Consider the following 13020-nt stretch of genomic DNA (forward strand, 5'->3'; position numbering starts at 1 on the left):
CTCAGGCCCGGCCGAAACGCCGGTTGCGTTCGGCGTACTCCTCGCACGCCGCCCACAGGTCGCGGCGGTCGTAATCGGGCCACAGTTTGTCCTGGAACACGTACTCGGCGTACGCGGCCTGCCACAGCATGAAGTTGCTTGCCCGCTGCTCCCCCGACGTCCTGATGAACAGGTCGACGTCAGGAATGTCGGGCCGGTGTAGGTGCTCGGTGATCGTGGCCTCGTTCACCCGTTCCGGGTCGACCCGGCCGGCGACCGCATCACGCGCGATTTGCTTTGCCGCTTCGGCGATTTCGGCCCGCCCGCCGTAATTCACGCAGTAGTTCACCGTGATGACGTCATTGCCGACCGTCATGTTCTCGGCGATATCGAATTCCTTGATCACGCTGCGCCACATCCGCGCCCGCGACCCCACCCAGCGCATGTTGACGCCCATGGCATCCAGGTTCTCCCGGCGCCGGCGCACCACCTCGCGATTGAAGCCCATCAGGAACCGCACCTCTTCGGTACTGCGCCGCCAGTTCTCCGTGGAGAACGCGTACACCGACAGGTGCTGGATACCGATCTCGATGGCTCCGCAGGTGATGTCGATCAGCACCGCCTCGCCCATCTTGTGGCCCTCGGTGCGGCTCAACCCGCGCTGCGTGGCCCATCGCCCGTTGCCGTCCATCACGACAGCCACGTGCTTGGGCATCTGGGTGGCCGGGATCGCCGGCGGCACGGCCTTGGAGGTGTGCTGGGGCGGCCGGCGCGGGCCGCCGTCCGGCGCGGGCGGCAGCTCGGGAAACACGACCGGCCACACAGAGGTGTCCGGGAACATCGGGTAGTCGTCGGGCGCCGGGGGCAGCTGCGGAAAGGTCTCTTTCCGCCTGCGCTCAGCCCCCCGCCACGAGCTGGTCACCCGGTTCATCGCCATATGGCTCATCCTGCCTGAACATCTCCATCCCGTGGTCAGCGGCCCGCCGGTAGACACGCTCCACCAGCGGCAAAGTGCGCAGCTGGCGTTCCAGATGCCACTGCAGATGCGCAGCCACCAAGCCGCTGGCGTGGCTGCGATGCGACGGCGTCGAGGCCTCCGCAAGTTCCCAATCGCCGTCGTGCAGCGCCGACATCAGATCCAGCACCGCCTGCGGCGGCGTCGTCGAGCCGGACGGACGGCAATGCATGCAGACGCTGCCACCAGCGGCGATGTGGAACGCTCGATGCGGTCCCGGCGCCGCGCAGCGGGCACATTCGGTCAGTGACGGCGCCCAGCCGGCGATCCCCATGGCCCGCAGCAGGTAGGCGTCCAGGACCAGCTCGCGGCTGCGGGCACCGTCGGCCACCGCCCGCAACGCCCCGACTGTGAGCCGGTGCAGCGCCGGCGCCGGGGCGCGTTCCTCTCCGGCGAGCCGCTCGGCGGTCTCCAGGACCGCGCAGGCGCTGGTGTAGCGGCCGTAGTCGCTGACGATGTCGGTGGCGAAGGCGTCGATCGACACCACCTGGGTGACGATGTCCAGGTTGCGACCGGGGTGCAGCTGCACATCGATGTGGGCGAACGGCTCCAGCCGGGAACCGAATTTGCTGCGGGTACGGCGCACGCCCTTGGCAACCGCGCGGACCAGACCGTGATCGCGGGTCAGCAAGGTGACGATGCGGTCGGCTTCACCGAGCTTGTGCTGGCGCAGCACGACCGCCCGATCCCGATACAACCGCATCCGACTAGTTTCCCACCGCATTGCGACATAACCGCGGACGCGCGCCGTTAGTCTCGACGTCGCCATGACAGCTCACCGGAGTCTGGGCAGGCCACCGCGGTTTCCGACCATCGGTGAGCAGCTCTATCAGTTGGCCAGCGGCACGGTCACGTCCACCGAACTGGCCCGCCGGTCGCTGCGTGCGATCACCGCCAGCCAATCCACGCTCAACGCCTTCCGGGTGGTGCTGACCGAATCGGCACTCGCCGATGCCGCCGACGCCGATCGACGGCGCGCCGCCGGGGAGCAGGCCCCGCTGCTGGGCATTCCCATCGCAGTCAAGGACGACGTCGACATCGCCGGGGTGCCGACCTCCTTCGGAACCGCCGGACCAGTGCGCCCCGCGACACACGACTCCGAAGTGGTCCGCCGGCTGCGCGAGGCGGGCGCGGTGATCGTCGGCAAGACCAACTGCTGCGAACTGGGCCAATGGCCGTTCACCAGCGGCCCCGCCTTCGGCCATACCCGTAACCCCTGGTCGCGGAAGCACACTCCCGGTGGCTCGTCGGGCGGCAGCGCCGCCGCCGTCGCGGCAGGCCTGGTCGCCGCGGCCATCGGATCCGACGGCGCGGGCAGCGTCCGGGTGCCGGCCGCCTGGACCCACCTGGTGGGCATCAAGCCGCAGCGCGGCCGCATCTCGACCTGGCCGGTCCATGACCCGTTCAACGGGATCACCGTCAACGGGGTTTTGGCCCGGACGGTCGCCGACGCCGCGCTCGTGCTCGACGCCGCCTCCGGGAACCACGAAGACGACCCGTTCAAGCCACCGCCGGTACGGATGACCGACTCCGTCGGGGCCGCGCCGGGTCCGTTGAAGATCGCGCTGTCGACCCGCTTTCCGTTCACCTTCTTTCCCGCCAGGCTGCATCCCGAGATCAGGGTCGCGCTCAGCGGGATCGCCGAGCAGCTGGGCCTGCTGGGCCACACCGTGATGGCGGGCAACCCCAACTACGGCTTGCGGCTGCCGCTGACGTTCCTGCCCCGGTCCACCGCCGGACTGCTGGAGTGGGCCGACCGCCTTGGTGACGATGTCGCCTTCGACCCCCGCACCGAGTCCAACATGCGGATGGGCCGGCTGCTGTCTGGCTCGATGCTGCGCCGAGCCCGCGCCAGCGAGCCGAAGCTGCACCGCCGCGTCGGGCAGATCTTCCGCTCCGTCGACGTCGTGCTGGCACCGACGACTGCGCAGCCGCCTCCCCCGGCCCGCACGTTCGACCGCCTCGGACCCATGGGCACCGACCGCGCGATGATCGCGGCGTGCCCGGTGACGTTCCCGTGGAATCTGCTCGGTTGGCCGTCGATCAGTGTTCCGGCCGGCTTCACCTCCGAGGGCCTGCCGATCGGCGTGCAGCTGATGGGCCCGGCCAACAGTGAGCCGCTGCTGATCTCCCTGGCAGCCGAGCTGGAAGCCATCAACGGGTGGGCCAGCAAGCAACCCGAGATCTGGTGGAACACCCCGGTGCCCACCGAGAGCTAAAACCCCAGCCGGCCAAGCTGTTTGGGGTCGCGCTGCCAGTTCTTGGCGATCTTGACCCGCAGATCGAGATAGACCTTGGTGCCGAGCAGCTTCTCGATCTGCGTACGGGCCACCGTCCCAACCTCTTTGAGCCGAGCGCCACCCTTGCCGATGACGATGCCCTTCTGGCTGTCCCGCTCGACATACAGCACGGCGTGCACATCGATCAACGGATCATCCGCCGGGCGGTCGGGCCGCTCTTCGATCTCCTCGATCACCACCGCCAGGGAGTGCGGCAACTCGTCGCGCACCCCTTCCAGTGCGGCCTCGCGAATGAGCTCGGCCATCAACACTTCTTCGGGCTCGTCGGTGAGCTCCCCGTCGGGGTAGAACGCCGGGCCGGGCGGCAACTGGCCGGCCAGCACATCGATGAGGATGTCGACCTGGTCTCCCCTCGTCGCCGACACCGGCACGATCTCAGCCGCGGTGTCGCCGACCAGTTCGTGGACGGCGATCAACTGTTCGGCCACCCGCTCCTTGGACACCTTGTCGATCTTGGTGACGATGACGACAAGCGTTGTACGGGGTGCGACGTCGCGGATCTGTTCGTAGATCCATCGATCACCCGGCCCGATGTTCTCGTCGGCGGGAATGCACAGCCCGATGACATCCACTTCGGAGTAGGTGTCGCGGACCAGGTCGTTGAGCCGCTTGCCCAGCAGCGTGCGCGGGCGGTGCAGACCCGGCGTGTCGACCAGAACGATCTGGAAAGCCGGGCGGTGCACGATGCCGCGAATGGTGTGCCGGGTGGTCTGCGGCCGGTTGGAGGTGATCGCCACCTTGGTGCCGACGAGCGCATTGGTCAGCGTCGACTTGCCGGTGTTGGGCCTGCCGATGAAGCAGACGAAGCCGGACCGGAATTCACTCTGCGCAGCGTCAGTCATCCTCGTCGCTTCCTTCCGGCTCGATCCGGCTGACCAGCACGGTGCCGATACGAAGCCGCCCTCTGTGGTCGCGGCCACCTTCAGCCTGCAGACGCAGCCCATGCGAGACCACCTCGGCGCCGGGCAATGGCACCCTGCCGAGCTCGAGGGCCAGCAGACCGCCAACGGTGTCGACGTCGAGATCGTCGGCGAACTCGATGTCGTAAAGCTCGCCAACGTCCTCGATCGGCAGGCGGGCCGACACCCGGAACTTGTTGTCGCCCAACTCTTCGACGGGCGCCACTTCGCGGGTGTCGTACTCGTCGGCGATCTCGCCGACGATCTCCTCCAGGACGTCCTCGATGGTGACCAGGCCGGCGATGGCGCCGTACTCGTCGACCAGCAAGGCCATGTGGTTGCGGTCGCGCTGCATCTCGCGCAGCAACTCGTCGAGCGGTTTGGAGTCCGGGACGAAGACCGCCGGGCGCATGATGTCGGCCACCTTGGTGCCGCGGCCGCTGTCCGAGGAGTAATAGGTGCGCTGCACAAGATCTTTGAGATAGACGACGCCGACCACATCGTCGACGTTCTCCCCGATCACCGGGATGCGCGAATAACCACTGCGCACCGCAAGCGACGTCGCCTGGCTGGCGGACTTGTCGTTCTCGATCCACACCATCTCGGTGCGCGGCACCATCACCTCACGTGCGGCGGTATCGCCGAGTTCGAACACCGACTGGATCATTCGGCGTTCGTCGTCGGCCACCACGCCGCGCTGCTGAGCCAGGTCGACGACCTCACGCAGCTCGATCTCGGAGGCGAACGGTCCGTTGCGGAAGCCGCGGCCCGGGGTCAGCGCATTGCCGAGCACGATCAGCAGCCTGCTGATCGGAGTGAGCAGAACCGAGATCGCCTGCAGCGGAACGGCCGACGTCAATGCAATGGTGTAGGCGTTCTGCCTGCCGATGGTGCGCGGGCCCACCCCCATCGCGACGAAGCTGGCCACCGTCATGATGCCGGCCGCCGCCACCAGGCCCCAGGTCAGCCCGAGGTCATCCCACAGGAAAGCGACCAGCAAGACCGTCGCGGCGGCCTCGCAGGCAATGCGCAGCAGCACAACGAGATTGATGTACCGCGGCCGCTCGGCCATGATCCTGGCCAGCCGCAGGGCGCCGGGTCGCTCGTCGCGCACCAGCTCCTCGACCCGAGCAATCGACACGGTGCTGATGGCGGCATCGATCGCGGCGAACAAACCGCCCAGCGCTATCAGGGCGATCGCACCGAGCAGCGCACTCCAGCCCGTCACGGTTCGTCGAAGAACTGTGACTTGTCGAGCAGTCGACGGTCCTTCTCGATCTGCCGATCCTGGTGGTATGCCTCGACCTGCTCGGCCACCCACTCTTCGAGCAGGGTGCGTTGCAGGTCGAACATCTCCTTTTCCTCGTCCGGCTCGGCATGGTCGTAGCCCAACAGATGCAGCACGCCGTGCACGGTCAACAGCGCCAGTTCCTGACCGAGGCTGTGACCGGCGGCGGTGGCCTGATCGGCGGCGAACTGCGGGCACAACACGATGTCACCGAGCATTGACGGCCCCGGTTCGGGCGCATCCGGGCGCCCGCCGGGCTCGAGCTCGTCCATCGGGAAGCTCATCACGTCGGTGGGGCCGGGCAGGTCCATCCAGCGCATGTGCAGGTCGGCCATCGCGTTGGTGTCCAGCAACACCATCGACAGCTCAGCGGCCGGATTGACGTCCATACGACGAATCACGAAGCGCGCGACGCTGATCAGTTCCTCTTCGGAAACGTCGAGGCCGGATTCATTGGATACCTCGATGGTCATGTGAGATGCCCCTAGCGCCGCGTCGAGCGACGTTGGGAGCGGTTCATCAGCGCCGGCTGCTCGGCCTTGGCGTAGGCGTCGACGATCTCCGACACCAGGCGGTGGCGCACCACGTCGGCGCTGGTGAGTTCGGCGAAATGGATGTCGTCGATGCCGTCGAGCACATCCATCGCCGCCCGCAGACCGGACTTGGCGCCGCCGGGCAGGTCGACCTGGGTGATGTCACCGGTGACCACGATCTTGGAGCCGAACCCCAGCCGGGTGAGGAACATCTTCATCTGCTCGGCGGTGGTGTTCTGCGCCTCATCGAGAATGATGAACGCGTCGTTGAGTGAGCGGCCACGCATGAATGCCAGCGGCGCGACCTCGATCACCCCGGTGCTCAGCAGATTCGGGATGGCGGCGGGGTCCATCATGTCGTGCAGCGCGTCGTAGAGCGGACGCAGGTACGGGTCGATCTTCTCGGTCAGCGTGCCGGGCAGAAACCCAAGGCGCTCACCGGCTTCCACCGCGGGCCGGGTCAGGATGATCCGCGTGACCTGCTTGGTCTGCAGCGCGTTGACCGCCTTGGCCATCGCCAGGTAGGTCTTGCCGGTGCCCGCCGGACCGATGCCGAACACGATCGTGTGGGCGTCGATGGCGTCGACGTAGCGCTTCTGGTTGAGCGTCTTGGGCCGAATCGTCTTACCGCGGCGGGACAGGATGTCCAGCGTCAGCACCTCGGCCGGTGACTCGTTGTCCGCCGCGGCGAGCATCCCGACGCTGCGACGGACCGCGTCCGGGGACAGCGACTGACCACCGGCCACAACAGCGATGAGTTCGGAGATCACCCGTTCGGCCATCGCGACGTCGGCCGCCTCACCGGACAGGGAGACGGTGTTGCCTCGGACATGAACATCGGCCGACAGGCTGCGTTCGAGTGCGCGCAGATTTTCGTCAGCGGAACCCAGCAGGCCCACGACGAGGTCGGGCGGAACAGTCATGCTGCTGCGCACTTGCGAGGCAGCGGTCGTCTCGCGGGGCGTCACGTGGTCTTCGAAGCCTGCTTCCTGGGTTCCGGTTAGGTCGAAAACACCAGTTTACCGTCCGAGCGCCGCACCTCCCACTGGTTAACCCACAGTCTGGGTGAACGCCTGATGGGTCAGCGCCGAGTTCATGAAGTCGCGGAAGTGCAGCCACTTGCCGTCGCGCAGCGTGATGATGTGGGCGAACTCCGACTCCCAGGTGTGCCCGGTGGCCGTGCGCAGGAACTTCTGGTGACCCCAGACCGCCAGGTTGTCGCCGTCGCCGATGAACAGCCACGGCTCCATCGCCACGATCTCGATGTGGGCGCCGACGGTGCTGAAGAATTCTCCCGCAGCCTCGATGCCGTGATAGTCCCCGGCGTACGGGATGGCGGCACTGCCGTAGTAGGTGATCCGGACGTCCGGATCCATATGGCTCAGCGCCGTCGCCAGGTCACCGGCCGGAACCGCGGCGTAGATGGCCCGGGTGGTGGCGATGTTGAGGGTCTCGCTCATCGGCTCAGCTGCATCGGCAGACGGACGAAGCCGTGGGTGAGCAGGCTGGCGGTCTGCCGCTCGGCTGGCTCCTCGGACAGGCCGATCACCGAGTAGCGGTCCAGCACCGCATTGACGATCGACAACACCTCCAGCCGGGCCAGCGGCGCACCGAGGCAGAAGTGCAGACCGTGGCCGAACGCCAGATGCTGACGGATGTTGGGCCGGTCCAGATCCAGGCGTGCCGGATCTTCGAACACGGCCGGGTCGTGGTTGGCCGAGCCGAAGAACAATGCCACCCACTCCCCTTTGCGGATCGTGGCGCCGTCGATCTCGACGTCGCGGGTCGCGATGCGGAACAGCCGGTTCGGCCCGGTGAGCCGCGCGACCTCCTCGATGAACGTGCTCAGCAACGAACGGTCGGCCCGCAGCCTGGCGGTGACCGCGGGTTCCCGCGCCATCGCGTCGAGAACGCTGCCGATGAGATAGGTCGTCGTCTCGCTGCCGGCGACCACGAGGGTGACGCAGAACCGCACCACCTGCTCCGGGGTGAGCCGCTGACCGTCGAGCTCGGCCCGCAGCAGCGCCGAGATCAGGTCCTCGGCATCCTCGATGTCCTGCGAATCATCAACGTGCGCAAGCTTTTCAGTGACGCGCTCAGTGAACGTCGTGACCATCTCGAAGTTGCTGGCCATCCGCTCCTCGGGAGTCATCGTCGACGACAGCATGAACGCGTTGGCCCAGTTCTTGAATCGGACGTGGTCGCCTTCGGGAAGACCCAGCAGCCGCACCATCGCCCGGGTGGGCACCTCGTCGGCGAACTCCATCACGTCGCGATCCCCGTCGCCGGTGCGGTCGTCGAACTCGGCGAGCAGAAGCGGCACCAATTGGTCCAGCCAGTTCTCGAGCCGCCGGATGCGCCGCGGCGAGAACGCCTGGCTGACCAGTTTGCGTTCGGCGGTGTGCGCGGGCGCGTCGGTGTTGACCAGCATCAGGCTCGGAGCCGACGACGCCTCCTGGATGGGATCACGCGACGAGAACGTCTCGCTGTCCCGCGCCGCCGCGAGCACCTGGTCGTAGCGGAACAGCGCCCACGCGGTGACCGGTTCGTCGGCGCCGGGCACCGTGCCCGGCGGCCAGTCCCGATACCCCGCCACCGGCGAGGAATCGCGCAGTTGCTCGTAGAGCGGGTAGGGGTTCGCGATCCCCTCCGGGGTGGTGAGCAGATGCAGGGCAGAGGCGGTCGTCGAGGTCATGCGAACAGCCTCATTGCTCGTATGAGCCTGGTCGATCTCCCGATGGAGGTCAGTTGCGCTCCCGACCGAGCGGTTTTGCCACCACGGCCCCGATCGCGGTGAGAGCATCGCCTCACTGTGACCACTCCCACCGACTGTCTGCCTGTGACCGCGCTGACCGACGGCAACCACCCCGGTTGGGCATCCAAAGCCCCGCCGGTCAGTGCGGTCTCCCGCCGCTACGACGAGGCCTGCCGGCTCGGGATCGTCGAACCTGCCGACGACCCGGTCCGAGCCGTCGCCGACACGGTCGACGCGCAGGCCACCCTGGTCCGCGAAGCGCTCGAAGCGCTCGGCGACGAACACGCGCTCGCCGCGCTCGAAGCCGTACTGGACCTGTCCCTGCTGGAGCGCCAGCTGATCGAGGACAGCGCCCGGCGCCGGACGCTGGCGTTGCTGCGCGTGCAGGAAGGCTTGTCGAAACTGCGCGGCATCGACGAGGTCGCCAAGATCGTCGACCGCGCGCCGCGCGAACTGGTCGAGTCGTGCGGCTTCGACCGCGCGGTCCTGTTCCGGGTGCACGAGGGCAAGATGGTGATGGAGTCGGCCTACTTCGGTGACGACGCCGAGGGCGCCGAGAAGATGGTCGCGTTCGCCCAGTCGGTCGCCCCGCCGCTGGACCACATGCTCCTCGAGACGCAGATGATCCGCAGGCACGCACCGGAAATCGTGCGCGACGCCCGCAACGATCCCCGCGTCAACCGACCGATCATCGACTTCTCGCTGACCCACTCCTACGTCGCGGCACCCGTGATGCCGACCGGACGGGTGATCGGCTTCCTGCACGCCGACCGGTTGTACTCCGGGCGCACCGTCGACGAGATCGACCGCGACACCGTGTGGGCGTTCGCCGAGGGATTCGGCTACGCCTTCGAACGAACCGTGCTGATGGAGCGGATGCGCCGCCAGCACGCCGACGTGCGTAACGCGCTGGCCACCGCCGAGCAGGCCGCCCAAGCCCTCCAGGACGCCGACCTGGAACTGCGCAAAGTCGAGCCCGCCGAGCGCAGCACGGCCAGCCGCCGGCTGGCGGAAGTGGAATCGCGGGTGCACGAGATGCTGACCCGCCGCGAAGCCGAGGTGCTGCGACTGATGGCCGACGGGCGCACCAACCAGCAGATCGCCGACGAACTGGTGATCACCCCCGGCACGGTGAAATCCCATGTGAAGCGGGTACTTCGGAAGCTGCATGCCAGTAACCGCGCCGAGGCGGCGTCGATCTACGCGCGCTTGGCAGCCCGGCCCGAGCCGGCCTGACCGCTACTGACGCTGATCCGACCAGCGCCCGGTCAGCACACCCAACGCGCCGAGGGCCACCGCCGCGGCCGTCGTGGTGCGCAGCACCGTCGGACCCAACCGGACCGCGGTTGCCCCCGCGTCTGCCAGCCTGTGGAGTTCGGCGTCGCTGATCCCACCTTCGGGACCCACGATCAACATGATCGAATCCGCTTGGGCCACCGGCAGTTCCGCCAGGGGACGGTCGGCCGATTCGTGCAGCGCCAGGACCAGTCCGCCGGCCCCGACCCGCTGGGCGACCAGGTCGGCCAGCGCGGCCGTCGCGACCGGGCCGTCGATAGGTGGGATGTAGCCTCGCCGCGATTGCCGCGCCGCCGACCGCGCCACCGCCCGCCACCGGCGTAGGCCCTTCTCAGCCCGTTCGCCGTCCCAGCGCGCCACACACCGGTCGGCCTGCCAGGCGACGAAGTCGTCGGCACCGGCCTCGGTGGCCAGCTCGATCGCCAGTTCCGAACGCTCCGATTTCGGAATCCCCTGCGCGACGGTCACCGGCGGGAGCGGACGCGGGAGCGTCCAGCGCTCCAACACCTGGGCCGAGAACCCGCGCTTGCTGGTCTGGTCCACTTCGCAGCGAGCCATCGTCCCGTCACCGTCGGACAGGACGAGCTTTTCGCCGGGCCGGATGCGCCGGACCGTCGCGGCGTGGAAACCCTCGTCACCGTCGATGACAGCACGCTGCCCCACCACCGGAATGGCGTCGGCGAAAAACAGTGTGTCGGCCAACGCCTAACGGCCGCTGAATGTTTCGCGGAGCCGGCTGAACAGTCCGCCGGTGTTGCCGGCCACCGCGTGCGTGGATTTGACCTCGGGTTCGGCGTGGCTGCGGGTCTTGAACTCGGTGAGTAGTTCCTTGGCCCGGGCGTCGAGCTTGCCGGGCACCGTCACCTCGATGTGCGCGTGCAGGTCACCCCGGACCCCGGACCGCAGATGCGGCATACCGTGCCCGCGCAGCGTGGTCACCGAACCGGGTTGGGTGCCCGGCGCGATGGCGATCTCGGTCAGCCCGTCGAGGATGCCGTCGACGGTGACGGAGGTGCCGAGCGCGGCGTCGACCATCGGCACCGACACGGTGCAATGCAGGTCGTCGCCGTCGCGGACGAAGATGTCGTGCTGCTGCTCGTGGACCTCGACGTACAGATCGCCCGCCGGGCCGCCACCCGGGCCGACCTCACCTTGTGCGGCCAACCGAACCCGCATGCCGTCACCGACACCGGCCGGAATCTTCACGCTGATGTCGCGGCGGGCGCGCACTCGTCCGTCGCCGGCGCACCGATGGCAGGGATCGGGAATGACCTCGCCGACGCCGCGGCAGGTCGGGCAGGGCCGGGAGGTCATGACCTGACCCAGCAGCGAACGCTGCACCGTCTGCACCTCGCCGCGTCCGCCGCAGGTGTCACAGGCGACGGGCGTGGAGTCGCCGTGAGTTCCCTTGCCCTGGCACACATCACAGAGCACCGCGGTGTCAACGGTCACCTGCTTGGTGACCCCGGTCGCGCACTCCGACAGATCCAGGCGCATTCGCAGCAGCGAGTCCGAACCGGGCCGCACCCGGCCGATCGGGCCGCGCGCCGCACCGCCGCCGCCGAAGAACGCCTCGAACACATCACCCAGACCGCCGAAGCCACTGAACCCGTTGGCTCCCGCCGCGGCGCCCTCCAGCGGGTCGCCGCCCAGGTCGACGATGCGCCGCTTCTCCGGATCGGAGAGCACCTCGTAGGCGGCGCTGATCTCCTTGAATTTGTGCTGGGCCTCTTCGTCAGGGTTGACGTCGGGATGGTATTCGCGGGCCAGCTTTCGATAGGCGCGCTTGAGCTCCTGATCGCTGGCGCCCTTGCTCACCCCGAGCAAGCCGTAGTAATCCCGTGCCACTGTTGACCTTTCGAATTCCCCGCCGGCTAGCCGGCTCGGTGTCCTAGGACATCGCCGATGTACATCGCAACAGCTGCGACGTTGGCGATAGTTCCCGGATAGTCCATTCTGGTGGGTCCCAAAACACCCATGCCGCCGTACACGGTGCCCGAGCTGCCGTAGGTCGTGCTGATGACCGACGTTCCGGCCATCTGCTCGGCCTCGGTTTCCTGGCCGATGCGCACCGTGACCTTACCCGCTTCCTGTGACGCGGCCAGCAGGCGAAGCACCACGACCTGTTCCTCGAGGGCTTCGAGGATGGAGCGCAGCGATCCCCCGAAGTCGGCGGTGTTGCGGGTCAGGTTGGCGGTGCCGCCCATCAGCAGACGTTCCTCATTGTGCTCCACCAACGACTCGAGGAGCACCGTGGCCGACCGGCCGACGGCATCGCCGAGGCCGCCCGACCCATCCAGCCGCGCAGCCAGGTCGGCGACCGCAACCGACGCCGCCGCCAGCCGCTTGCCCTCCAACGCCTGCCCGAGCAATTCGCGCAACTGGGACAGCTGGTGGTCGTCGATGGTGTCGCCCAACTCGACTATGCGCTGGTCGACCCGGCCCGAGTCGGTGATCACCACCATCAGCAGCCGGGCCGGCGTCAACGCCACGATTTCCAGGTGCCGCACCGTCGAGGTCGACAGCGTCGGGTACTGGACGATCGCGACCTGCCGAGTCAGCTGGGCCAACAGCTTCACCGCACGCCGCAGCACGTCATCGAGGTCGACGCCGGATTCCAGGAACTGGAGGATCGCTCGGCGCTCGGAGCCCGACAGCGGTTTGACGTCGTCGATGCGGTCGACGAACTCGCGGTAGCCCTTCTCGGTGGGCACTCGCCCGGAGCTCGTGTGGGGCTGGGTGATGTAGCCCTCGGCTTCCAGTACCGCCATGTCATTGCGCACCGTTGCGCTGGATACCCCCAGGTTGTGGCGGTCGACGAGGGCTTTGGAACCGATCGGTTCCTTGGTCGCCACGAAGTCGGCGACGATCGCACGGAGCACCTCGAAGCGACGGTCGTCAGCACTTCCCATCTGGTACACCTCCAAGTCGTCTCCATTTTACGGACACCAACAG

General features: G+C 67.8%; 13 protein-coding genes. 2 read left to right on the top strand and 11 right to left on the bottom strand.

The genetic code is table 11. The annotated features are described in order from the left end of the window. Position 1: 1 nt before the first annotated feature. Positions 2–910 carry a decaprenyl diphosphate synthase gene (locus CRM90_RS03535; RefSeq protein WP_051660448.1) on the bottom strand — a complete coding sequence of 303 codons (909 nt, stop codon included), beginning with the start codon at positions 908–910 and terminating at the stop codon, positions 2–4. Next, positions 876–1697, bottom strand: a complete 822-nt coding sequence (gene recO / locus CRM90_RS03540) for a DNA repair protein RecO (protein ID WP_036344473.1) — start codon at positions 1695–1697, stop codon at positions 876–878. The genes CRM90_RS03535 and recO overlap by 35 nt, the downstream gene beginning before the upstream one ends. Positions 1698–1761: 64 nt before the next feature. Between recO and CRM90_RS03545 the strand changes: the two genes are divergently transcribed. Beyond that, the gene (locus CRM90_RS03545) at positions 1762–3213 is read left to right on the top strand and encodes an amidase (RefSeq protein WP_102805609.1); all 1452 of its coding nucleotides are present in this window, start codon (positions 1762–1764) and stop codon (positions 3211–3213) included. Here CRM90_RS03545 and era read toward each other — a convergent pair. From era to CRM90_RS03575, 6 genes are all read right to left on the bottom strand, one after another. Next, positions 3210–4136: a GTPase Era gene (gene era / locus CRM90_RS03550; protein ID WP_102805610.1), complete on the bottom strand. Its 927-nt coding sequence runs from the start codon at positions 4134–4136 to the stop codon at positions 3210–3212. The two genes, CRM90_RS03545 and era, sit on opposite strands and share 4 nt — an antisense overlap. After that, positions 4129–5421, bottom strand: a complete 1293-nt coding sequence (locus CRM90_RS03555; RefSeq protein WP_102805611.1) for a hemolysin family protein — start codon at positions 5419–5421, stop codon at positions 4129–4131. Before CRM90_RS03555 ends, era begins: the two co-directional genes overlap by 8 nt. After that, entirely contained in the window at positions 5418–5954 is a 537-nt protein-coding gene (ybeY, locus tag CRM90_RS03560) for an rRNA maturation RNase YbeY (RefSeq protein ID WP_036344468.1), read from the bottom strand. Before ybeY ends, CRM90_RS03555 begins: the two co-directional genes overlap by 4 nt. Before the next feature lie 11 nt (positions 5955–5965). Continuing rightward, positions 5966–6982, bottom strand: a complete 1017-nt coding sequence (locus tag CRM90_RS03565) for a PhoH family protein (RefSeq protein ID WP_502693221.1) — start codon at positions 6980–6982, stop codon at positions 5966–5968. 81 nt (positions 6983–7063) lie between these two features. Further along, positions 7064–7474, bottom strand: a complete 411-nt coding sequence (locus tag CRM90_RS03570; RefSeq protein WP_102805612.1) for a nuclear transport factor 2 family protein — start codon at positions 7472–7474, stop codon at positions 7064–7066. After that, entirely contained in the window at positions 7471–8709 is a 1239-nt protein-coding gene (locus tag CRM90_RS03575) for a cytochrome P450 (RefSeq protein WP_102805613.1), read from the bottom strand. Before CRM90_RS03575 ends, CRM90_RS03570 begins: the two co-directional genes overlap by 4 nt. 144 nt (positions 8710–8853) lie before the next feature. Between CRM90_RS03575 and CRM90_RS03580 the strand changes: the two genes are divergently transcribed. After that, positions 8854–10005, top strand: a complete 1152-nt coding sequence (locus CRM90_RS03580; protein WP_502693222.1) for a LuxR C-terminal-related transcriptional regulator — start codon at positions 8854–8856, stop codon at positions 10003–10005. 3 nt (positions 10006–10008) lie between these two features. Here the strand turns inward: CRM90_RS03580 and CRM90_RS03585 are convergent, their stop codons facing one another. From CRM90_RS03585 to hrcA, 3 genes are read right to left on the bottom strand one after another with little or no spacing between them, the layout of a single operon-like run. Further along, positions 10009–10767: a 16S rRNA (uracil(1498)-N(3))-methyltransferase gene (locus tag CRM90_RS03585; protein ID WP_102805615.1), complete on the bottom strand. Its 759-nt coding sequence runs from the start codon at positions 10765–10767 to the stop codon at positions 10009–10011. A gap of 3 nt (positions 10768–10770) precedes the next feature. After that, a complete protein-coding gene (dnaJ, locus tag CRM90_RS03590) occupies positions 10771–11913 on the bottom strand; it encodes a molecular chaperone DnaJ (protein WP_102805616.1) in 1143 nt (380 codons plus the stop codon). Positions 11914–11939: 26 nt separating this feature from the next. Further along, positions 11940–12977, bottom strand: coding sequence for a heat-inducible transcriptional repressor HrcA (gene hrcA / locus CRM90_RS03595; RefSeq protein WP_036344462.1), 1038 nt, complete (start codon positions 12975–12977; stop codon positions 11940–11942). Between the last annotated feature and the right edge of the window lie 43 nt (positions 12978–13020).

Source organism: Mycobacterium sp. ENV421 (genome assembly GCF_002887815.1).
GTDB lineage: Bacteria > Actinomycetota > Actinomycetes > Mycobacteriales > Mycobacteriaceae > Mycobacterium.